This is a genomic window from Candidatus Villigracilis sp., from assembly GCF_057083605.1.
The window spans coordinates 1-23,810 of record NZ_JBXMTI010000156.1 but is presented as its reverse complement, the minus strand read 5'-3'; the positions used below and the strand labels follow the sequence as shown (position 1 = coordinate 23,810).

General features: G+C 50.0%; 20 protein-coding genes. All 20 read right to left on the bottom strand.

What is annotated here, in order from left to right; translation table 11 throughout:
- Window positions 1–18: 18 nt before the first annotated feature.
- Window positions 19–2,178: an NADH-quinone oxidoreductase subunit L gene (locus AC14M5_RS22890; protein WP_484032041.1), complete on the bottom strand. Its 2,160-nt coding sequence runs from the start codon at window positions 2,176–2,178 to the stop codon at window positions 19–21.
- Between the two features lie 62 nt (window positions 2,179–2,240).
- Complete coding sequence (gene nuoK / locus AC14M5_RS22885) at window positions 2,241–2,543, bottom strand: NADH-quinone oxidoreductase subunit NuoK (protein WP_484032040.1); 303 nt, start codon at window positions 2,541–2,543, stop codon at window positions 2,241–2,243.
- Entirely contained in the window at window positions 2,543–3,067 is a 525-nt protein-coding gene (locus tag AC14M5_RS22880) for an NADH-quinone oxidoreductase subunit J (RefSeq protein WP_484032039.1), read from the bottom strand. The genes nuoK and AC14M5_RS22880 overlap by 1 nt, the downstream gene beginning before the upstream one ends.
- 66 nt (window positions 3,068–3,133) lie before the next feature.
- The gene (nuoI, locus tag AC14M5_RS22875) at window positions 3,134–3,655 is read right to left on the bottom strand and encodes an NADH-quinone oxidoreductase subunit NuoI (RefSeq protein WP_484032038.1); all 522 of its coding nucleotides are present in this window, start codon (window positions 3,653–3,655) and stop codon (window positions 3,134–3,136) included.
- Complete coding sequence (nuoH, locus tag AC14M5_RS22870) at window positions 3,642–4,757, bottom strand: NADH-quinone oxidoreductase subunit NuoH (RefSeq protein WP_484032037.1); 1,116 nt, start codon at window positions 4,755–4,757, stop codon at window positions 3,642–3,644. The genes nuoI and nuoH overlap by 14 nt, the downstream gene beginning before the upstream one ends.
- Before the next feature lies 1 nt (window position 4,758).
- Window positions 4,759–7,233: an NADH-quinone oxidoreductase subunit NuoG gene (gene nuoG, locus AC14M5_RS22865; RefSeq protein ID WP_484032036.1), complete on the bottom strand. Its 2,475-nt coding sequence runs from the start codon at window positions 7,231–7,233 to the stop codon at window positions 4,759–4,761.
- Between the two features lie 64 nt (window positions 7,234–7,297).
- Window positions 7,298–8,545, bottom strand: a complete 1,248-nt coding sequence (nuoF, locus tag AC14M5_RS22860; protein ID WP_484032035.1) for an NADH-quinone oxidoreductase subunit NuoF — start codon at window positions 8,543–8,545, stop codon at window positions 7,298–7,300.
- Entirely contained in the window at window positions 8,545–9,051 is a 507-nt protein-coding gene (locus AC14M5_RS22855) for a complex I 24 kDa subunit family protein (protein WP_484032034.1), read from the bottom strand. Before AC14M5_RS22855 ends, nuoF begins: the two co-directional genes overlap by 1 nt.
- Entirely contained in the window at window positions 9,048–10,202 is a 1,155-nt protein-coding gene (gene nuoD / locus AC14M5_RS22850) for an NADH dehydrogenase (quinone) subunit D (protein WP_484032053.1), read from the bottom strand. The genes AC14M5_RS22855 and nuoD overlap by 4 nt, the downstream gene beginning before the upstream one ends.
- Before the next feature lie 77 nt (window positions 10,203–10,279).
- Window positions 10,280–10,792 carry an NADH-quinone oxidoreductase subunit C gene (locus AC14M5_RS22845; protein WP_484032033.1) on the bottom strand — a complete coding sequence of 171 codons (513 nt, stop codon included), beginning with the start codon at window positions 10,790–10,792 and terminating at the stop codon, window positions 10,280–10,282.
- Between the two features lie 106 nt (window positions 10,793–10,898).
- Window positions 10,899–11,387 (bottom strand): NADH-quinone oxidoreductase subunit B, encoded by a 489-nt coding sequence (locus tag AC14M5_RS22840; protein WP_484032032.1) that lies wholly within the window; start codon window positions 11,385–11,387, stop codon window positions 10,899–10,901.
- The gene (locus AC14M5_RS22835) at window positions 11,378–11,734 is read right to left on the bottom strand and encodes an NADH-quinone oxidoreductase subunit A (protein ID WP_484032031.1); all 357 of its coding nucleotides are present in this window, start codon (window positions 11,732–11,734) and stop codon (window positions 11,378–11,380) included. Before AC14M5_RS22835 ends, AC14M5_RS22840 begins: the two co-directional genes overlap by 10 nt.
- Before the next feature lie 210 nt (window positions 11,735–11,944).
- On the bottom strand, window positions 11,945–13,582 hold the full coding sequence (locus AC14M5_RS22830) for a sigma-70 family RNA polymerase sigma factor (RefSeq protein WP_484032030.1): 1,638 nt from the start codon (window positions 13,580–13,582) through the stop codon (window positions 11,945–11,947).
- 50 nt (window positions 13,583–13,632) lie between these two features.
- The gene (gene dnaG / locus AC14M5_RS22825) at window positions 13,633–15,528 is read right to left on the bottom strand and encodes a DNA primase (RefSeq protein WP_484032029.1); all 1,896 of its coding nucleotides are present in this window, start codon (window positions 15,526–15,528) and stop codon (window positions 13,633–13,635) included.
- A gap of 336 nt (window positions 15,529–15,864) precedes the next feature.
- Window positions 15,865–16,287, bottom strand: coding sequence for a hypothetical protein (locus AC14M5_RS22820; protein WP_484032028.1), 423 nt, complete (start codon window positions 16,285–16,287; stop codon window positions 15,865–15,867).
- A 247-nt stretch (window positions 16,288–16,534) separates the two neighbouring features.
- On the bottom strand, window positions 16,535–17,248 hold the full coding sequence (locus AC14M5_RS22815) for a hypothetical protein (protein WP_484032027.1): 714 nt from the start codon (window positions 17,246–17,248) through the stop codon (window positions 16,535–16,537).
- Window positions 17,245–17,886 carry an RNA polymerase sigma factor gene (locus tag AC14M5_RS22810; RefSeq protein ID WP_484032026.1) on the bottom strand — a complete coding sequence of 214 codons (642 nt, stop codon included), beginning with the start codon at window positions 17,884–17,886 and terminating at the stop codon, window positions 17,245–17,247. Before AC14M5_RS22810 ends, AC14M5_RS22815 begins: the two co-directional genes overlap by 4 nt.
- Before the next feature lie 123 nt (window positions 17,887–18,009).
- Window positions 18,010–18,255 carry a hypothetical protein gene (locus AC14M5_RS22805; RefSeq protein WP_484032025.1) on the bottom strand — a complete coding sequence of 82 codons (246 nt, stop codon included), beginning with the start codon at window positions 18,253–18,255 and terminating at the stop codon, window positions 18,010–18,012.
- Between the two features lie 414 nt (window positions 18,256–18,669).
- Window positions 18,670–20,238, bottom strand: a complete 1,569-nt coding sequence (locus AC14M5_RS22800) for a sigma-70 family RNA polymerase sigma factor (RefSeq protein WP_484032024.1) — start codon at window positions 20,236–20,238, stop codon at window positions 18,670–18,672.
- Between the two features lie 208 nt (window positions 20,239–20,446).
- Window positions 20,447–23,431, bottom strand: a complete 2,985-nt coding sequence (gene glyS, locus AC14M5_RS22795; protein WP_484032023.1) for a glycine--tRNA ligase subunit beta — start codon at window positions 23,429–23,431, stop codon at window positions 20,447–20,449.
- Window positions 23,432–23,810: the final 379 nt, after the last annotated feature.

The following is a 23,810-nucleotide window of genomic DNA, read 5'->3' as shown; positions in this document are numbered from 1 at the left end:
TTGACTTTAGACTTTTGATTACTTAAATATGATGTATCCCAAAATCAAAACCACGCCGAGCAAAACAGACAGCGCATACGAACGCACGAATCCATTCTGTATTTTACGAACATTCGCGGATATCCATTGAGTGGCGGTGCCGAGCCAGTTCGCAAAAGCATCAATGCCTTTTTGATCGGCATAACGATCAAGCGCGATTTCGCTCAGCCAGTTATAAGTTCCCAGAATAACCGTATCGTGCACAAAGTCATGCCAGAAGCGCCCGTCAATCACATCCCCAAGGAACTGAGATAATTTATTAAACGGATTAATGATAAAGGCAAAGTAGCCTTCATCCACGAACCATTTGTTTTCCATACCCGTGAAGATAAAACCAAGCGGCTTCTTGAGCGGATCGATCTGACCGGCCTTTAACGGGTTGCGTCCATAAATGAACCACGAAATCAGAATGGCAAGCAAAGCCAAAACAGTGGAGATGCCAGCAACCAGCAAATTAAGCGGGAGACCTTCAACTTCACCGAGAGTATGTTCAAGCCAGTGACCTAAATTATGGAAGCCTTCAAATGGGAGATTTAACGCGCCTCCCACCACCGATAAAGCTGCGAGGACCATAAGGGGCACGGTCATCACCTTTGGGCTTTCCTCCGCATGTCTGGCGGCATCGGTACGTGCCTCACCGAAGAAGACCATCCAGATCTGACGTCCCATATAAAAAGCGGTGAAAAATGCGGCAATCGTCAGCAACCAGTAAACGCCGGGATAATGCAGGCTGGCATCCAACAAGATCTCATCCTTCGACCAGAAGCCTGCAAATGGGAAGATGCCCGCAAGCGCAAGTGTGCCAATTATGTAGAGCCAGAGCGTGACAGGCATGGTCTTGCGAAGTCCGCCCATATTGCGCATATCGCCAGGGTCGAATACTTCGCCATGATCCTCATGACCGTGAGAATCGTGATCTCTTTCCTCTTTCCTCCTGCTTTTCACCTTGGGCTTTTCTTCATGCTGAGCATGAGCCAAATGGTGGTGTCCACGCTCGAGCCCAAGAATGACCGAGCCAGCAGAGAGGAAAAGTAAAGCCTTGAAGAAGGCATGTGTGATCAGGTGGAACATTCCCGCTACATATGCGCCCATGCCAACTGCGGCAACCATGAAGCCAAGTTGTGAAATGGTGGAGTAAGCCAGCACTTTTTTGATGTCGTATTGACCAACTGCAATGGTCGCGGCGAAGAGGGCCGTTATCGCTCCAACCATCGCAACCACATATTGCGCCTGTGGGACAAGTGTGTAAATGGGAGCCGAACGTGTAATGAGATAAACGCCCGCGGTCACCATGGTCGCAGCATGGATCAACGCAGAGACTGGTGTGGGGCCCGCCATCGCATCTGGCAGCCAGACATAGAGCGGAATTTGAGCAGATTTCCCTGCCACGCCCACCAACATAAATAACGTGATCGCCAAGATCACCCACGGGGATGATGCGGCAATGGCAGGTACAGCCGCGAAGACCAAGTCAAATTGGAAGGAGCCGAGATACCAGAACATCAAGAAGCCCGCGATGAGAAAACCGAAATCGCCGATGCGGTTGGTGATGAAGGCCTTCTTCGCGGCATCCGAGTTTGCCCAGGAGGGACGAGCGAGCGTATCCATCTCGAACCAAAAGCCGATGAGCAGGAAGGAGCAAAGACCTACACCTTCCCAACCGACGAAGAGCATCAGGTACGAGTCACCACTGACCAGGATCATCATGGCCGCGATGAACAGATTCAAAAAGACGAAGAAGCGGGCATACCGTCCCTCGTCATGTTTGAAGCGGACATCCTCATGCATGTAACCGATCGCGTAAATGTGGATCAGAGTCCCGACGCCTGAAACGACAAGCATCATGGTGGTCGAGAGCGAGTCAACGCGAAAAGTCCAGTCGAGGCTGAGGTTGCCGATATGAATCCATTCTGCAAACACCCAGCGCACCACTTCCCCATGATTGAGCGAGACGGAATAGGCCAGCAGCACCGAGACGACAAATGCCGCGCCAGAGGCCAGGCTTGCTACCATCCCAACCACCTTTTCGCTGAACTGCTTTCCGAAAATGGCATTGATCAACAAGCCAGCCACAGGCGCAAAGACCAGCCACGGGGCCAAAAAGTAAAATCCTGGAAATATTGCTTCGCTTAAGTGCATAAACTTCTCCGCAATTCGAAACTCGATATTCGGTATTCGACAGTCGAGTATCGAATATCGAATTATCCCTTTAGTGAATTCAACTCATCAATATTAATGTTCTTCTTCGTTTTGAAGATCTCCACCAGCAATGCAAGGCCCACAGCCACTTCCGCCGCGGCGACAGCAATAACAAAGAACACGAAGATCTGTCCGCTGAAGGATTTGAACACGCTGGCAAATGCCACAAAAACGAGGTTCGCCGCATTGAGCATCAACTCAATGGACATGAAAATAATCAAGGGGTTGCGGCGGATGAGCACACCCAACGCGCCAATGGTGAACAGAATTGCGGAAAGAATGACGTAATATTCTACGGGGACCATTATTTTTGCCCTGCCTTTTCCTGTTTGGTCAAAACGATCGCGCCCACCATCGCAACCAGCAACAGAATGGATGTGACCTCGAACGGCAAAAGATATTGATTGAACAAGGACATCGCCATTTCACGCAGGCTATCCATGGTATTGAGGGAAGCATCAGGCGTTGTAACGGCCATATCCGCTTGTGCGCGGGAGATGATCAAATAGACTGATTCCACCACAAGTATAAGTGCCAGCGTGAAAGCCAACGGTTTCTGCCAGGGCAAGGCCTTTGATGGTTCCAGGCTATCTGCGCCGAGCAGCATGATCACGAATAGGAACAAAACCATAATCGCACCAGCATACACCGTGACCTGTGACATGGCAATGAACGGCGCACCAAGCAAAAGATAGAACACCGCTACGGTAACCAGGTTCAACACGAGGAACAACGCGGAATACACCGAGTTTCGGCTGAACACCATGCCCAATGCAGTTGCAATGGCAACCAGGGAGAGAACGAGGAAGACGATCAAGTCAGAATTCATGGAACTCCATTTACGATTTACGATTGACAATTTACGATTGACGGTTCAATCCAAAATCGTAAATCGTTAATCGGTAGGATCTTTCATCTCAGGCACAGAGCGCTTGTATACGCCAGCTTCCACTTTACGCGGCGTGGTCATCTCCACAGTAGCCACAGGTTCCAGCAACATCTCTTTGGGGTAGATGGCCTGTTTGCGGTCTGTGAACGAAAGCTCGTAATTGTCGCCCAGCACGATTGCCTCGGTCGGGCAGGCATCTTCGCAGAAGCCGCAATAGATGCAGCGTAGCATATTGATCTCGTAGGTGGAAGCATACCGCTCGCCCGGAGAGAAGCGTTTTTCATCCGTGTTCTCGGCAGATTCCACGAAGATCGCATCCGCAGGGCAGGCAGCGGCGCAGAGTGAACATCCAATACATTTTTCGAGGCCGTTTTCGTAACGCTTCAACACATGCCGCCCGCGAAAACGCGCACGAACTTCGCGCTTTTGTTCAGGATATTGGTGGGTTACGGTTCTCTCAAAAAGGAACGAGCGAAGAGTCTCACCAAGACCTTTTGAGAGTTCGATAATGGGATCAAAAACGCCCATGGGATTTTCTCCTCAAGTCGCGGTAAACAAATGCAACAGCAACCATTAAGCTGATAACAGAAAGGACTGGGATGCTCCAGTAATACAGCTGACTATCATACAAATCAGCCAGCAAAATTCCTGTAGCGGTGATGAAAGCCACAGCCAGAGATAACGGCAGCAGGATCTTCCAGCCAAACGCCATCAAACGGTCATAGCGGATGCGAGGCCAGGTAGCGCGCACCCAGATCATCAAGAAGAGCAGGACAATGACTTTGGCAAACAGGTACAACGGGCCAAGCAATGGGAACTTATCCACACCGGGGCCGAGATAGCCGCCGAAGAACAGGGTCGCCATGATCATGCAGATCACGATCATCTTCTGGTATTCAGCCATGAAGAACAATGCAAACTTCATGCCCGAATATTCAGCGTGATAGCCTGCGGTCAATTCCTGTTCTGCTTCAGGCATATCGAAGGGAGCACGGTTGACTTCCGCAAGGGTGGCGATCCAGAAGATCAATGCGCCCACAGGCTGGACCACAACAAACCATAAATTCTTTTGTTCAGTTACGATATCGTTCAAATTCATCGAATTGCCCAGGATGATGGCAACTACAAAAGACAAGCCAAGCGTCAACTCGTACGAGATCATTTGCGCCGACGAACGAATCCCGCCGAGCATGGCGTACTTGTTATTGCTCGACCAGCCCGCCAGCACAATACCGTACACCGCAATCGAAGCAATCGACATGATGTAAAGAACGCCCACGTTCACGTTCGCAACATACAGGTTGATCTCACGCCCAAACAAATCGAAGGAGGTGCCCAGGGGAATTACCGCCGCAAGAACAAGCGAGGGTACAACCGTCAACACGGGTGCAAGAAAAAACACAACTTTATATACCCTGCCTGGCGTCAACTCCTCTTTGAAGATCAACTTCACCGCATCTGCAATGGGTTGAAGCAAGCCTTCAGGCCCCGCACGATTCGGACCCACGCGGGTTTGAATACGAGCCAGCGCGCGGCGTTCATACCAGGTCAGGTATGCAAAGCCCGTCAGCAGGACCATGCACAATATGAAACCTTTTAAAACCCATTCGAGCCAGATAGTCCAATCCATATTATTTCACCTTCCCTGACAAGCTGCGCGTCAGGACACGCGCGGCCACAGGCTCGCGGATCGCAATGCCCATACTGCGCGGCACCAACACCACGCCTGTTGAAATCGTATCATCCGTCTTTAGCAAAGCCTCACCGTTCACACCATCGAAACTGATCTTGACCCGCGTGCCAGCCATCAATCCCATTTTCTTCGCCGTAGTCGGGTGCAACGCCACAGTGGTTTCGCCCACGCGTTCATCCAGCAATTGCGCGGGATTAATGGTCACGCCGCGATCATATAACTTGTTGACCGGTACAGCGATCAATTCCTTTTCTTTAGGACGAAGAGCCGCTTCTTTTCTGACCTTTGGAATGCGCACTGTTCCCCCGGCCTGAGCCATCGGGAGGAGCTGCACACCCAAGCCCTGTGTGTTCTCATAAGTTGTGCCGCCGTAATACAAGTCACCGCGCCCAACAATCGGCCATTGACCATGCACCTCGGCAAGTTTTGCGTAACTTAATTCACTCATCGCATCAATGGAGCTGGCCAGGATATCAAACACCACCGAAACCGATGAACCTTCAAGAATGACGCCCATTTGTTTGGCAACCTGGGAGGTGATCGCATAATCGGGTTTTGAATCGCCCTTTGGTGGCACAGCCGCATAAAACCGTTGAACACGGCGTTCACCTGAAGTATATGTGCCTTCACGTTCAGTGTAAGCCTGCGCAGGGAAGACTACATCCGCCATTTCAGTTGTGGCCGTTTCAAGAATATCCTGCACAGCCACAAACTTGGCACCCTTCAAGGCTTTCGCCAGGTTGGGGTCATCACCCACAGGGTCAGCACCCACGATATAAACTGCTTTTCCTTTGAGCGCCTTCTCCAGATCAGGCACGGGGCGGAAACCAACTTCCCACGCACCCTGGTCATTGGCTCTCTGCCAGATGCCGATCAAACCGTTGTTTGGTCTGCCAATGTGATCTGTTTCTTTTAATAAGGAGGCGCAGGCAGAAGCCAGAGTGGATGAGCCGTTCAAGCCCAATCCCTCACTGCCATAGAATACTATGGCATTCTTGGCTTTTGCAAATTCATCAGATATCTTGCTCTTCTTGCTAAAATCACCAATGGTTTTAACTTCATCACCATACGCATAACGGATGGTGAATTTTGCGAATTTATCCAATTTGGTCTCACGCGGATTCGCCACGATCAGGGTCGCGCCGCGATCTGCGGCTTGCTTTACGCGCAGCCACCAAATGGGGGCCTCTTCATATAGATCGGATGCAACCACAAGAATTGCATCACCCCTGCCCATTTTGCCGATATTCGTGCCGGCACCCACACCCACCAACTGTGTCAAGTCACCGCCACCCATATCGGAATACAAAATGGCTGTGCCATCTGCATGATCCGCCAGCGACTTGAGGTTGAACAAATCTTCATTCGCCAAACGGCCAGAAGCCAGCACCACAAAATTCTTTTTGGCAGAGGTGAAATTCTGCGCCGCTAATTTTGTTGCAGCATCCCATGAAGCGCGCGCAAGTTTTTCATCTTTTCGGATCAGGGGTTTGACGAGGCGTTTTTTGCTCTCAGTGTAATGATGGGCAAAGCGTCCCTTGTCACACAACCAGATCTCATTCACTTCTTCGTTCTGGCGTGGCATAACGCGCTTTACTACAATGTCACCGCCTGCTTTGGCTTCACGGCGCGTGTTGAGCGTGGTATTGCATCCCACCGGGCATTGCGTACAAATGGAAGCCTGCGCATTTAATTCCCACGGGCGGGCACCAAAGCGGAAGTCCGTAGTGGTCAACGCGCCGACGGGGCAGATATCGGTGGTATTGCCTGAGAAAACAGAATCAAACCCGGGGTCAGATAATGAAACGATCTGGGTGCCTCGTCCACGGTCATCGAAACCGAGCACGGCTTCGCCCGCGACTTCATCCTGAAAGCGGATGCAGCGCGCACACTGGATGCAGCGCTCGCGATCCAGCACGATCAATTCGCCAAGTGGAAACTGTTTTGCGAGATGCAGTTTCTCGTCATAGATGAAGCGGCTCTTTCCTGGACCAAATTGCATGGTCAGGTTTTGCAATGGGCATTCGCCACCCTTATCGCAGATCGGGCAGTCCAGGGGATGTGAAGTCAGCAAAAATTCAACAGTGCCCTTCTGACCGTTTTTCGCCTTGTCAGTAAGAGTCATAACAACCATGCCCTCTGAAACGCGATTAGTGCAGGCCGTTTCAAGCTTGGGCATGAATTGGATCTTGGGCTGGCCGTTTTCCATCACAACCTGGCCGGTGGAGCGGTCGAGCATGGGCCTGCCGATTTCAACCAGACACATGCGGCACATACCAACGGGCTCAAGCTTGGGATGGTGACAAAAAACAGGGATGTCGACATCCACCATCTTTGCCGCATCCGCAACTAGCGTACCCTCGGGCACGGTCACTTGGGTTCCATTTATTGTAAGAGTAACTTGTTTCGTCATGAATGCTCCGCATTAATCCGTAATTCGCGATTCGTAAATTACGGATTACGCATTACGTTTTTGGTTATGCTTTCACCGCTTTTTTAAAATCCTGCGGGAATCTTTCAATACCGGTCACCACAGCCATCGTGGAAAATTCACCCAGAGCACATAAACACGTACCCTGCATTTGCTTGGCGACATTCAAAAGCAAATCTACATCGTCCTTTGATCCCTGACCAGAATGGATACGCTGCGTAAGGTTTTGCATCCAATATGTACCTTCACGGCAAGGCGTGCATTTGCCGCAAGACTCATGCTTGAAGAAATGGATCGTCTTGTTAAGCACCCAATCCAGGTTGACGGTGTCATCCAGCACAATGATGGAGGCAGACCCAAGGTCCGCGCCAAGCGTACGCACGGTGGCATAATCCATCGGCGTATCCAGCACCTTGTCATCCACAACGATCATGGAGGAGGAAGCGCCCGCAGGCATGATCGCCTTGACGGGTCGGCCTTCCTGAACACCGCCAGCATGTTCATAGATCAACTGGCGGAAGGTTGTGCCAAAAGGCAGTTCATAGTTGCCTGGTTTGCGTACGCGGCCAGAGAGTGAAAAAATCTTCACTCCTGCACTATCCAGCGTGCCCATAGACTTGTACCAATCTGCGCCATTCGCGAGAATCAATGGAACGTTGGCGAAGGTCTCCACATTGTTGATGATGGTCGGCTTGCCATAGAGGCCATATGAAGGCGGGAAAGGCGGACGCACACGAGGCTGTCCACGTTTGCCTTCGAGGGATTCAAGCAGAGCTGTCTCTTCGCCACAGATGTAAGCGCCTGCACCAAGATGGGTATAAATTTTCAGAGAATACTCGGTTCCGAAAAGCTTGTCACCAAGATAACCGGCCTTTTCCATCTCTGCAATTTTTTCATCGAGGAAGTCGGCTAACTGCCAGAACTCACCGCGCAAATACACATATGCCACATTCGCGCCGACTGCGTAACTGGCAAGGGCAAGTCCTTCTAAAAACTGAAGGGGATTCCCCTCCATGATCTCGCGGTCTTTAAATGTGCCTGGTTCAGATTCATCTGCGTTGGCAACGACATAATGCGGCCAATTCTTATTATCAATGAAGGCCCACTTCATACCAGTGGGAAAACCCGCGCCGCCACGCCCACGCAGGTTGGATGCTTTAACTACATCCGTTACTTCGGTGGGTTTCATTTTCGTCACGGCTTTTTTGAAGGCAGCAAAGCCGCCATTCTTTTTATAGACGTCGACCCTGTTTATTTCTGGAATATCACGGTGGCGTAAAAGGATGTGAGGCATTATTTTGCCTCCTTATCCGAATGCTTAAGCGCTTCGATCAATTCCATGGTGCGGTCCACTGTCATCAGTTCGTGGTAGTTGATGCCGTCCGGCCCCTGAGTTTGGAACATGGGCGCTTTGTCACATGCAGCGAGGCACATTACTGATTCGAGTGTGATCAAACCGTCGGCGGTGGTTTCTCCAACTTTGATGCCTAGGTTGCCGCACAGGTTATCGAGGAATTCATCCGCGCCGCGCAAGGCACAGGGCATATCTGTGCAGACTTGCATACGGTATTTGCCGGCCTTTTTATCATGGTACAAAGTGTAGAAGCCGACAATCGAAGCCACATCTGTTTCAGTGATCTCCAGCATCTGCGCAATATCCTGCATGGCAGATTTGGTAATGTAACCTTCCTCGCGCTGGGCAAGGTATAGTAGCGGCATGACCGCCGAGCGTTTATGCTCAGGTGGGTATTTCGATAAGATTTGTTTTACTTCCTTCGGATAGGTTTTCTCAAGGCTCATCTGTCAATATCTCCGAGGACGATGTCAATGGAAGCCAGGATGGCAACAAGGTCGGCCACTAAATGCCCCTTTACGATCTCTGGGAGCACGGCCAGGTTATCAAAGGATGGGGTGCGCATATGAACGCGCAAAGGCTTGGGGCCGCCATCCCCTTCAAGCAGGACACCCAACTCACCACGCGGCGATTCAACTGCGCTATATATGGAAGCTTTCGGCGCAAGAAAACCCTCCGTCCATAACTTAAAGTGATGGATCAGCGCCTCCATGCTCACACCCAATTCCGAGCGCGGCGGCGGGACAAATTTTCGATTCTCGGAACGCACAGCTCCCATTGGCAATTTATTCATTGCCTGCTCTACGATCTTCAAAGACTCACGCAATTCATCGATGCGCACCAAATAACGCGCGTACGTATCGCCTTCTGTGCGGACGGGCACATGGAAGTCATATTGTTCATATCCACAATATGGGCGCGCCTTGCGCAAATCCCAATCGACGCCTGAGGCTCGTAGTGTAGGACCAGTTACCCCGTAGGAAAGAGCCGTCTCTTTGTTCAGGTAGCCGATAGCAACCATACGGTCAATAAAGAGCGGGTTCTTCGTCAACAAGGCTTCATATTCATCAATGCGCTTCGGGAAAATCTTAATGAAATCGCGCACGGCCGTTTCAAATTCAACCGGCACATCGCGCCACAAACCGCCCGGGCGAATGTAAGTCGTCATCATGCGCTGACCCGAAACCAACTCGAAAATATCGAGGATCACTTCGCGCTCACGGAAACAATACAGGAACATGGACATTGCGCCGAGGTCCAGGCCCGAAGTACCAAGCCACACAAGATGCGAAGCGATGCGCTGTAACTCAACCAGGATCACTCGTAATGCCTGCGCACGCGCGGGCACATCCACATCCACCAATTTCTCAACCGCCATCACATAAGCCAGGTTGTTGCCAATCGGGTTCATGTAATCAAGGCGGTCGGTCATCACTTCGGCCTTCTGATAGGTCTTGGCTTCCATGTTCTTTTCGATGCCCGTGTGCAAATAACCGATATCGGGAACACAATTAACCACGATCTCGCCATCCAATTCTAGCAGCAGACGCAACACGCCATGCGTGGACGGATGCTGAGGGCCCATGTTCAGGAGCATGGTCTCGCCTGTCAATGCGCGCGCTGAAACAAGATGTTTGAACTGATCGATATTGACTTCTTCAATCTGGCTCATAATTATTCCTTTGCGTACGGCTTGCGCAGGTCTATATCTTCAAAGTTAAAAGTGAACTGCGGTTCTTCATAGCCGAGCGGAAAATCCTTTCGGAGTGGATGCCCCTCTGTTCCCTCTGGCATCAAGATGCGGCGCGGATCAGGATGACCTTCGAATTCGATGCCAAACATATCCAGCAATTCGCGTTCACGCCAGTTTGCGACGTTATAAACACGCGTCGCAGTCGGGACCTTGGGGCTGCTCCCGTTTACTGGGACCCTGACCTGCACTGACAAATTTTTCGCAATCGACGTCAACTGATAGATGACATGAAAACGCGGCGTCGTTTGCGGATAATAATCCACCGCAGTTAACGCCGAGAGTAATTCAAAGTTATGTTCATCGCGCAAAAGAGTCAACGTACCCACGATCTGCTCAGGCTTGACGAACAAATGCACTTCATCGCGAAACTCTTCAAGCGTCGCGTTGAATTTGTTCTGCACTGCTTTTACAATTGGTTCGAGTTTTTTATCCATAGTCTTCACCATGTCATTGCGAGGGCGCACTTGTTCTTTGCCCGAAGCAATCTCCCGCTAATAAGGAGTTTGCTTCGTCGGGAAGGGTGCCCTCCTCGCAACGACATTAAGTATTCGCCAGATCCTTAAACTTCTCACCCTTCACTTTTTCATACACAGTGAGCACGCCATGGATCAACGCCTCAGGGCGGGGCGGACAGCCCGCCACGTACACATCCACAGGGACGACTTCATCCACACCTTGAAAGATGGCATAGTTATTGAAGACACCGCCGCAGGAGGCGCAATCACCCATGGCGATCACCCATTTCGGCTCGGGCATCTGGTCATATAAACGGCGCAGTACGGGCCCCATTTTCTTCGAGACGCGTCCCGCCACGATCATCAAGTCAGATTGGCGCGGGCTGGCACGCATCAATTCCATACCAAAGCGGCTCATATCATAATCTGAAGCCTGCGCAGACATCATCTCAATCGCGCAGCAGGCCAGGCCAAACAACATCGGCCACATGGCATTGGTACGCGACCAATTGACCATCGTCTCAAGCGTGGTGGTGACCACACCCATATTTCCAAGCTTTTGCTCTACTCCCATTCAAGTGCTCCTTTCTTCCATGCATACACATAACCAATAAGAAGGATGACGATAAAGACCACCATCTCGATCAAGCCGAAGATCCCAAGTTGACGAAAGGCGATGGCCCACGGCAGGAAGAATACTACTTCTATATCAAACAGGATGAACAGCACAGCGATAAGATAAAAGCGGACAGGCATGCGCCGCGTCCCTTCGCCGTATGGGTTCATGCCCGATTCATACGGCATATCTTTTGCTGCTGATTTTTTCTTCGGTCCGAACAATTCCCCCAGCCCAATTGCAATAAAAGCGATCAAAGTGGCTACCGCGATCATCACCGCGATGGCAATATATTCAACCAACATGATGTACACCTCATTGATGCGTGAAATCTGGCACGTTCGGCGTAGTATATCATAAGAGTTTTTGACAGGCTAGAAAAAGTGCCACATTTCACAAAAATGGTGATAATTGTCATAATGGGGTAAATAATGTGGATTTTCAAAAAATATCCCCTCTTGATTTGCATTTCAATTGCAAAAAGAGACAGTCACCTTTAAGGCGCCTGTCTCTTATTAATCTCCTAAATAATCCCTCAACTCGCGGCTCCTCGCCGGGTGACGCATCTTCCGCAGAGCCTTGGCCTCGATCTGGCGAATGCGTTCGCGGGTCACGTCGAAATAGCGGCTCACCTCTTCGAGGGTGTGTTCCTTGCCGTCTTTTAGACCAAAGCGTAATTCCAACACTTCACGCTCGCGTTCTGAAAGCGAAGCAAGCGCGTGGTTCACCTGTTCACGCAGCATCTCACGCGCGGCAGCGTCCATTGGGGAGGGCGCGTCTTCATCTTCAATGAAGTCACCCAGTGAACTGGAGTCCTCATCCCCCACCGGGCCTTCCAGGGAAACAGGTTCCTCGGCTGAACGAAGCACACGAGTCACTTTTTGAGAGGCGATATCAAGCCGCTCCTGCATTTCAGGGTTGACCGATTTATTTTCTGAGTGAGCACGCAGGATGGCCTGCACATCAGATGCAGAAAGATAACCTACTTCAAGCGCAAGCTCGCTATTCGTTGGTTCACGCCCCAGGGTTTGGGTCAGTTGTCTCTGCGCGCGCAAGATGCGTGAAATGGATTCAAACAAATGGACTGGGATGCGTATCGTGCGCGCCTGCTCCGCAATGGATCGATTAATCGATTGGCGGATCCACCAGGTTGCGTAGGTGCTGAATTTAAACCCGCGCCGCGGATCGAATTTTCCAATGGCGCGCAGCAAACCCATATTCCCCTCTTGAATTAGGTCGAGGAAGGAAATGCCTCGCCCGAGATAACGCTTGGCAACGCTGACCACCAGCCTCAAATTCGCGCGGATGAGCGCCTGGTTTGCATCCACTGCGCGCGCATGAACTGCATCCATTTCTTTGAATAATTCTTCTTCATCTGGCAGGTTACGAAAGAGCGTACGTTGGGCAGGAAAAGTATTATGGTCGCGGACGTGCGGCAGAAGCCACTCAGCAAAAATGAACGGAAACAGATACAGGCTGAGAAAGACGCTGTAGGCATGTCGGGCAAGTCCATCCCAAAGATGGTCAACACCCCAATGGCCGTTATCCAGATAGGCGCGTAAATAAGACGGGGAATCAAATTCCCAACCTGCGTGAAGGGTCTGAGATTCTGCGACCAGCAATACAAGGTTGGGGGGATCATGGTCAAGCCGTTTGGCATCCTCGACCAAACGTTCCCACGAGGTGAGCATATCGGAAACGAGCGGATGATAAATGGATTGGGCCGGCGAACTGCCTTTGCGCGGCTTCAATTTGCGAAGCGTGCCAATCAGCCGATCCGCTTCGATAATTGTGGCAAGCCGAAACTCACTGTCAGAATTAAGTAGTTTGACAAGCCCAATCTCGCGCAGATACAATCGCACAGGGTCTTCAGAAAGTTCAGCCGCAACTTCGTGCGAATGGAGCGGCAGGACATCATCAAGATCTTCATCCTGTTGTATGAGCAGGGATTCATCAGGTTCGATGGCTTCATCCAATACAAAATCCAGCACCGATTCTTTATCACTATTCAAAGATTCGACCACCGCTCCCATGGAGAACGCTGCTGCCTGCGGTTTTACCTTGTGTGTTACCGCCCTATTCTTTGTTTTAGGACTTTGTTTTGTTTTTTCTTTGGCTTTCAGTTTTGTTTTCGGTTTGCGTTTTGCAGTCATTGGTCTCCCTTCCCAACTTGGCTGTGTCACCGTAACATAAAACATTACGCCTATCGCCTTGAAGATATCCTTCGTTTGGCCTGGTCCAGACTATGGAGCAGGCGTGTAAATTGTATCGCCTGTTCCTGGTACATCTTGATATTTGTACCACCCTGCTGTTGTTCATCCTCCTGCAAAAACCGTATCTGATTCACATTGATCATCGCGTGAGCGCGGCGCAGATCCAAAAAGCGCGCCAGCAATTCCTCGAGCAATCGATCTTCAACGGGTTCGAGATTTTCCGTCTGCGCCAGCAATTCCTGTGAAAGCGTGGTCATCGTTTCGGGCAAATGGCTCATCATATAATTCTGATGTTCCTTCTCATCCTGCTGCACCGCCAAGCGCACCACATCAAACAACAACTGATGGTCAGTATACTCGAAGTCCTCCGCCGCCAACGGGCTCAAACCGAACTCCTGCAATTTTCGATCCAGGCGATATAACAATTCGGGCTTACGGAATAATACACCCAAACAATAAGATTCGACTTTCAACCTGGGGTTGACCGCCACCAGCGGCGCATCCGTTTTTGGGCTTTGACTCGCCACCCGAGGCCTGCGCCTCATTACTGGACCTTGAGCCTGTGTGCCGAATAATGTACCTTCCACCAGCTTCAGCAAACGTTCCAACTGTTGCCGATATGTATCTCGTTCGGCAGGATTAGGCAAGTCTTCAATTAATGGAAGTACCTGTATGGCAATTTGATTTTTGACCTTTGCATCGTTCAAATTCTGACCAGCCGCAAGCGAGTCCATTACATGCGTCACGATGGGTTTCGCGCCTTCAATAATGCGCTTCCATTCATCTTTATCACGCGCCACAATTTCATCAGGGTCTAAGTCATCGGGGATAGTCGCTACACGCAGGTCGGCTTGCAGACGGGCTTCATTTTTTAATAAGCCGCGTGCATCGAATCCAAGTTCACCCTCGCGATCCATCGCTGAACGTGCGGCATCAAGTCCGCGCAGAACGGCTTTTTGGCCCGCCACATCGGGGTCAAGCGCCAGCACAATCCTACGCGTGGAACGTTTGAGTAAACGCAATTGATCTTCTGTTAAAGCTGTGCCCATCGGCGAGACGACATTCTCATACCCCGCCTGATGCAAAGCAATCACATCCAGATAGCCTTCCACGATCACAGCCTGGTCCGCCGCGCGGATCGGCTTGCGGGCGCGGTCAAGTCCATAGAGCAACCGTCCCTTTGAAAAGATCGGCGTTTCGGGTGAGTTGAGGAATTTGGGAATATCATTCGGGTCAACAATGCGCGCGCCAAAGCCCGCCATCTTCCCATTCTCATCGCGGATGGGAATCATGATGCGGTTTCTAAATTTATCGTAGTGCTTGCCATCTTCACGGTCTGTGAGCAAACCTACATCGATCAAATCTTGTTCAGAATAACCGCGCTGTGTGAAGTGTTTCAGAGTATTGTCGTAACCGCTCGGCGCATATCCCAGGCCAAAGGCTTCGATAGTGGCGTCTGTTAATCCGCGTTTTTCACGCAGATAAGTGAGGACCGTGTTGTTATTGAAAAGCTGAGTTCTATAAAAAACAACCGCATCTTCAAGCAATTTACGCAGATGTTCATAGGCTTCTTTGATTTCTGGTGTTTCGCGTTGAAGTTCCTGTAATTGCACGCCTGCACGGTCAGCTAATTTTCGCAGAGCATCCTTGAAATCGATCCCCTCACGTTTCATGACGAACTTGAAAATATCGCCGCCCTCATTGCAGGCGCCAAAGCAACGCCATGTCCCAGACTCGGGCCAGACTACAAAGGCAGGCGAACGCTTGTTATCGTGGAATGGACAGAACCCCGTATAGTTCTTGCCCGCATGGCGCAGTTTAACACCCGCCTCAGACACGAGGTCTACAATATCTATTTTGGATTTGATCTCATCAAGGGTGGACATGGTTGGCTGCTGGCTATTGGCATTTAGCTTTTGGCAATTAGCTTTTAGGTGGGTGAATTATAGGCTTGGTTTGACAGAATAGCAAATCACAAAAAAGTACGGGACTCAGTCCATACTAAAATTCTTGTGTCTCTTTTCTCACCCTACACAGTGTCATGTTGAGCGTAGCGAAACATCTCGTATTTCAAAAGTAGAGACCCTCACCGCACTGCATCCGCAACGCGGTGCATGTGTCCGCTCCGCTCACATCGTCCCGATGTCCTTCGGGCGGATAGGGTGAGATGTTAAACAAAAAAGGGGCAGTCCGCAGACTGCCCCAGAGAGGAGAATGGTCAACTATTCTCCGAAGCCAATGCTGAAGCCCAGGATCGATTCGATCTTGCTTCCCAGATTCAGGCTTGCATCGTTTGACTCTGCGCCTGCCTCGGTTTCAGATTCAGCGGATACGGAACCATCTACGCCGATATTCGAGACTGCTTCACCAACTTTGTCGAAAAGCAGGTTGAGATCCACGTTTGAATCAACACCTGTTTCAGCGTTGGCCGAAGCTCCGACTTCCGCATTGCCTTCAGCAGAAGCGCCGACGTTCACGTCAGCACTCGCGACGGTCTCAAGCATCGCCTGGGCCGTTTCATGAGCAAAGGCTTTAGCCTCGGCCCAGGTTCCAGCCAAATCTTCTTTCAGATCAGCGTTGAACCCTACAGCCGCGCCAAGGCCGATCATGGCCGAGAGCAATAGTTGAGCAAAAAACTTAGTCATCGTAAACCTCCGTTACCAATAGGATTTGAATAGAGCTTTTGGGCTCTTCATTTTGTATAACGGAGAAGGTCTGGTTTTGTTTAAGTAATTCTCCTAACAGCAAATGTCGTTGCGAGGGCGTTCTTGTTCTTCGCCCGAAACAATCTCCTCGTCGAGTCGGGGATTGCTCACCGCACTGGCGCGCGGCGCAAGTGTCGTCAGAAAGTGCAAGGGCCCTCCTCGCAACGACATGACACTAAGGAATGCATTAAGGAATTAAAGATGGAATCTGGATCGTTGGGATGATCTGCGGCAATTCGGTTGGAAGGATTTCAGGAAGCTCTGGGGTCAATAGAGGAGTCTGAATCGGTTCTTCAATCAGAATCTCAGATTGATTCAGTTTCTGGGTTTGTGAATCCAGCACCATGAGGATGCGCGCTTCATTCTCCGCATCCATCTCGGACTTCAGCCTGGCTATAACTTCCAGGTACATTTTCAGCACCTGAGAGTAAAGTGCCGAATCATCGCCAATGACAATTAGTTCATTTACCCTGCGCTCTGCAATTGCGATATCTGTTCCAACAGGGTCAGGTGAAATGACTCGCCATGTGTTTTCACTTGCAAGCTTCCAGGCATACAGGGTTTCGCCAGGCAAAGCGCTTTGAGCATACACAGTCCCTGTGATTAGAAGAGCCAGCACAATGATGGCAAGGCTGGCGGCAAGCCGCATAAATGTGAAATCGAATTGCCGATGTTTCCGTGGATGTGCCTGCATCTGCTGAGTCAATTTTGCGCGGACTCGGGCCTTGAATGCGCTGGAGGGCCGCAATTCACGTCCGCGTTCGAGATATGCGTTGGCGAGCAAAATCGGTTTCAGACGCTGGGCATGTTCGGGGTGGCGAATCAGACATTGGTCCACGTTTGAAGCGCCGCCTTCGATGTCGCTCAGGCATTCATCTAAAACCTTTTCAAAATCGGTCATATCAATTCCTTCTCTTCCATATGCTTTGCAAGGTTTCGCAGGGCGCGCATTTGCAGGCCGCGAACCGTACCTTCACGTTTGTTCATGATCCTCGCGATATGTTCGTTTGGCAATTCAGCAATATATTTCAAGATCAAAACCTGTTGCTGGTCTTCGCTCAAAAATTGAAGCGCCGCCCGCAGGGCCTGGAGATCAAAACGAGTCTGCGTTTCTTCATCCGGGCCATCCATATCGGATGGAAGGGCAGCGGCAGCTTCCAGAGGTATTAGTTCTTTCTTCGCACGATAATGATCGATTACAAGATTTTTTGCAATTGTGTACAGCCAGGCTATGAATGGTGAATTGCCCATCTTGTAATGATCGAGGTTTTGCCATGCCTTTAGAAAGACCTGCGAAACAAGGTCTTCCGTGGCGGCATCATCCGATATGCGAAAAAAGATGTAGCGATAGACGCGTTCAATATAGGCATCGTAGAGTTGAGCGAATGCCTCAGAATCACCAGATTTGGCTTTCTGCACAAGGCGAGCTTCATCCGGCAGTGGTGGGTCTTTGTAAGCCTTTTGGATGTTTCTCACAGTCATTAATAATAACGGTGTTAGCACGGCTTTGTTTAAGGCAATTTCCCTATAGATAAGCAAACGCTCTCCTGATTATGGGAGAGCGTTTTTTGAGATCCGCAATACGATAGGACAAGTTGTCAACTTGTTCTACAACATCACCAACACCTTATCGAAGAAGGCATAATGGATCGGATAGAAACCCTAATAATCTACGGTTGGGTCTTCTGATCCGCACTCGTGGTATGAGTCTTTGAAATAAGAATCAGACTGGAAGTAACGAGCTCGCCCAAAAACCTGGTCGGCCGCAAGAACATGAACACTTGCACTTTTCGCATCTTCTTTTTGCAGAATGCTTCCCAGCCTAGCCTGGACACTGGGGGCTGAAACCGCAATAACGCCAAGGCTTATCAGCATGGCAACAACAAATCGTATGGTTGGCTTGGACATGTTTATTCTCCTTGTGGTCTATTGCCTGGTTGAAATGGGCTTTTTGATCAGATGTTAAATGAATGATGAAGCCTTGAGTGCTATGCAAGAATCGTACGACTCCTATTCCCCACAAAGAACTTTAAATAAATTATAACGATTTAGGTCTTATATGGATTAATCTGAAATTAGTTTTTTCTAATAACTCACCTTACGCAGTGTCATTCTGAGCGAAGCGAAGAATCTCTGATTTCGGGGGTAGAGACCCTTCGCTCCGCTCACATCGTCTCGATGTCCTTCAGGAGGGAATCACGGCCAAGTGCGTAAGTTGAGCTAATAAAAAGAGACGGGGTTCAACCCATCTCTTCGATCCTAGAAACCTTCCCGCTTGCTCAAGCCTGTGCTGCCGTTTGAGCAGCAGCTATGGTTGGATAACTAATGACCTTTACCATTATTATCCGGATCAGCCCCATTGTTTTCATCTTGCCCAAGCCCAGGGTTATCATTCGGTCCAAGTCCAGGGTTATCATTCGGCCCAAGGCCAGGGTTATCATTCGGTCCAAGGCCAGGGTTATCGTTCGGCCCAAGGCCAGGGTTATCATCCGGTCCAAGGCCGTTGTTATCATGCAGCCCAGCCGCAAATGAATTGTTGTCCTTGTTATTCTCGCAATTTAGGGCACAACTATCAGCCACAATACCCGTTGCAGTATTTGTTGGTGAAACTGCTGTTACCGTTGGTAAAACTTCTACAAACCCATCTTCAGGGTGGATAATATCAGGAAGCAGAGCCGATACCTTGATCAGATAATTATCCAATTCAGGGCTGGACAAGCCAGCACTCTTTAATGACTTCTGGTGTCCTTGGAGTGCAGACGCAATCAGGGTAAGGGTCCCCACATCTTCCGTGGATTCCAATTTGGATACCGCGTCCTCATAATCGTTCATCGCGCTGGTGTTGAATGCTGGGTCATCTGCAACCGCAATCCACTCATCGAGGCGGCGTTCGGCAAGAATAATGTCCGTGCTGACCGGGTCAGGGGATACGGCATACCAGATTTGCTCGCTTGTTCGTTTCCAGGTATAAAATGTGTCACCCGGCAAAGCGGACTGAGCATAGGCTGTGCCAGTGACAAGAAGGGCCGCAACCAGTACGGCAAAGGTCAATGCTGTGCGCCGCATGGTGGGTATAACAACAAACGTTCGTTGCTGTCGGCGCGGATGAGAGCGCAAGTAATGGATTAAAGCATCATGGGTATAAGCATTGAAAGTGGATAGAGGTTTTACATCACGCCCGAGATCTAAATGGAGGGCCGTTTCAAGAAGCGGTTCCAGTTGGGCAGCATATGATGGGTAACGCGCCAGGCATTCATCCAGTGTAGATGCGTCGCTTGCGATCCTCATCAGGCAATCTTCGAGGATTCGTCGAAAGCCTCTCGTAATTGTTCTCGAATCCGCTTTTATCAAGTGGTCGGTAAGCGCATACAATGAATGCATCAGGAAAACGCGAACGTCTTCCTCACGCTTTGTTATTAAGCGTGCAATGTTTCTATCTGGCAGACCAGCAACAAATTTCAAGATCAGAACGTGTTGCTGATCTGCTGTTAAAAATTTCAGGGCATCGCGAATAGCTTGAATTTCCTCCCTAAAGGCACCACCTCTGGCGGCCAATGTAAATTCATTATCGGGAGCGGCATGGTTTTTATGGGAACGAGAGTAAGCACCCACTTGATTTCGCGCAACTAAATAAAGCCACCCAATAAAAGATATGCCCAGCATCTGATAACGATCAAATTGCTCCCAGGCCTTGCAGAATACCTGAAAGGTAAGCCCCTCAGCAACGCTGTTATTCGGCACTAAAAAATGAATATACCGATAAACACGCTCAACATGCGAATCATAAAGTTCGACGAATGCATTGGCGTCGCCAGATTTCGCCTGGTAAATCAGGCGAATTTCTCCCGGGAACATTTCAATAATGCGATCGGCGTAACTGGAATTTATCATGTTCTTTCGACCATTAAGTAAAGCAGAGCAGGTGATTACTTCTTCATAGACAGACCTTGAATTTTTTACCCCATCGTCTGGTTTGGTTCTATGCACCTGAAATTCATCCCTATTCTACAGCAAATCTAATCGAATTTCTATATGTTTTCATATTAAATCCCGGACGGGTAATCGAAAAGGATGTGACCAGGTGGTCACATCCTTTATTTTAGAACCCTTCGAGCCTGCTCAGGTCCGCGATCCCGTTTGAAAGGGCCGCGATTTGTTGCAGCAGTCCAAGCCTGTTTTCCTTCACCTTCTTATCCTCCGCCATCACCAGCACTTTATCGAAGAAGGCGGTGATCGAAGGAATGAGTTTGGTGACGATCTTGAGAAATTCGTCAACAGACGATGGACGATGGACAACGGACGATTGAATCGCTTTATACAAATCGCGTTCTTCTTTATCCACAAAGGCTTTTTCGTTGACCATGAATGTCTCTTTTTGGTCACGTGTAATGCGGACGCATCTTGCAAAGCCGTCCAAAATGGATGACCAATCCTCGCGCTCTACCCACGCGGACAACTGCTTCACCGCCCGCACCGTTCCCGCAGGATTGTTTGATTGCGCCGCAAGCACAGCCTCGACGACATCATGCTTGTACCCCATGTCCTTTAGCACAACTGACAATCGTCCAGTGATGAAATCCAAAATTTGCTGCTGCACTTCATCACTGACTGTGATGGGTTGAGTCTTGCCAGATTTCTTTACAGCGTCCGCGAGATCAAAATCAATATCATGTTCGATCAACGGCTGGACAACACCGATGGCAGCGCGGCGCAGGCCGAATGGATCTTTCGCGCCCGTGGGAGCGAGTCCCGCGGCGAAGAGGCCGACCAACGAGTCGAGTCTATCAGCGAGTGCAATGGCAAGGCCAACTTTAGTCTGCGGCACAGGTTGATATTGCTCGCCAATCGCAATGGCAACATCGTTTTGTTCGCCGCTTCGTAATGCGTATTCACGTCCGATGATGCCCTGCAGTGAGGTCATTTCAGTGACCATTTGAGTCACCAAATCCGCTTTGGCTAAATGTGCAGCGCGGCGGGCAAAGACGGCTTCATCTTTTTCCAGTTTCAACATCGGAATCAATTCGTTGACCAGATTCTCAATGCGCGTGGACTTATCCAGCATCGAGCCGAGTTTGGTGTGGAAGGTGAGGCCAGAAAGTTGTGCGCGATAATATTCAAGGGGATTCTTAATGTCTTCACGCACGAAGAAATTCGCATCCGCAAAGCGCGCGCCGAGAACGTGTTCATTCCCTTCGCGGACGGTGTCCACATGGACGTCGTCGCCGTTGCGGATGGCAATGAAATGAGGAAGAAGACCGCCGACCATGGACGATGGACCATTTTTGGTGACGGGAAAATATCGTTGATGTTTCTTCATGACTGAAATGAGCACATCGCGCGGCAGGGTCAAATATTCTTTGTCAAATCCACCCATCACAGCTGTCGGCATTTCGATCAGGTTTGTAACTTCATTCAATAGATCATCATCAATAATAGCCTCACCACCGACGAGAGCTGCTGCCTGTTTGACCTGTTCAACGATGGAAGCTTTGCGTTCTTCTTTATCAAGCACAATCCCCGCTTCACGGATCACATCAAAATATTTATCTGCGGAAGGGATTTTGAGTTCAGGAGAATCGTACGGGCGCAAGCCACGAGAAATATTACCTGAAACAACTCCAGCGTATTCAAACGGAATGACCATATCACCAAGCAATGCCACATACCAGCGGATGGGACGGGAGAATGCTACACCTGATTCATTCCATCTCATTGATTTTTCAAACTTGATGCTCTCCACTAACTTGGGCAATGCTTCAGCCAGGACTTCAGGAGTTGAACGTCCTTTCTGTTTGACGACAGCAAAAACATACTTACCGCCATCCTGTTCGCGGATTTCGAGGTCTTTGGTATCCACACCGTTCTTCTTGGCAAAACCCATCGCAGCAGGTGACGCGATTCCGTTTTTATCGAAAGCCTTATCCGCGGGTGGACCTTTGACGAGGTCTTCGCGGTCAGGCTGATTCGGGGAGAGAGAGTCAATAGAAAGCACGATCCGCCTCGGGGTTGTAAAGATGCGGATATTTCCGTGGTCAAGATAAAGTTCCTTAAGCAGAGTCGGAATCCGCTGGCTGAGTTGGTCGTAAGCGGAGTCAACATCGTCCGCGGGTAGTTCTTCGACACCGATTTCTAAAACAAATGTCGAAGGTTGAAGGTCAAAGGTCGAACGTCCATCGATGACTTGACGTTTGACGTTTGACGTTTGACTCTCTTTGAGAAGTGGATATTCCAACGCCTTCCTCTGCTCCCCATAAGCCAACGCCACACCCTTCGCCAATTCTCTTATCCTTCTAAAGAATGCCTGTCTTTCAGCAACACTGATCGCGCCACGCGTATCGAGAATATTAAATGAATGAGAGCATTTCAAAACATAATCATGCGCAGGGACGATGAGTCCCGCCGCGAGACAGGCATCGGCTTCGGCGGAGAAGAGGTCGTACATGGCGCGGACGCGTTCGACGTCGGCGGTCTCGAAATAATATTTGGAATGTTCGAACTCTTCCTGATGGCGGATCTCGCCGTAGGTGACGCCTGCGCCGTATTCTTCGTTCCAGATGGCTTTGGCATTGTTGAGCGCGATGAGGATGCGTTCAAGCCCGTAGGTGATCTCGACCGAGACGGGGTCGAGCGCCACGCCGCCCATCTGCTGGAAGTAGGTGAACTGCGTGATCTCCTGCCCATCGAGCCAGACCTCCCAACCCAAGCCCCACGCGGAGATGGCGGGCTGTTCCCAGTTGTCCTCCACGAAGCGGATGTCGTGCTGGCGCGGGTCGATGCCGAGCGCTTTGAGCGACTCGAGGTAAAGTTCCTGCGGATTGCCAGGGTCGGGCTTAAGGATGACTTGATATTGTGTATGTAATTGAAAACGGTTGGGGTTCTCGCCGTAACGCCCGTCGTCGGGCCGCACAGACGGCTCAACATATGCCACGTTCCACGGCTCGGGTCCGAGCACGCGCAGGAAGGTGGCAGGGTTCATCGTCCCTGCGCCCACCTGGGTGTAGTAAGGCTGTGTGATCAGACATCCGCGCGATGCCCAGAAGTCTTGTAGTTTGAGGATAATTTCTTGAAAAGAGGAGTTCGTCATTCGATATTCGCTATTCGGGATTCGGATTTATGAAGCGAAGGGATTATACCGTAGGATAAGAGCTTAAGATTTGATACATCAAGTGAATACATTCTATACAACACAGAAGAAGGTTCTGATTTATATAATTCCTTCTGAACTTCATGATTGCAGTTCAGTTCCATGTAGTATATACTTGAGCTATCCTAAAATGTCCGCCCCAGTAGGGAGGTATAGATGTTTATAGAAGCCGAACTTGCAAAGAAGATAGCAGAATATGCTTATTATGCATATAAAAACAGGAATACGATAAAAGGTTTTGCCAAAAAGATAGCTTTTTGGGTAAGACATGGTTATTTGCAAATTTCTGTCTTTGGTGCAGGAGGTACAGGCAAAAGCT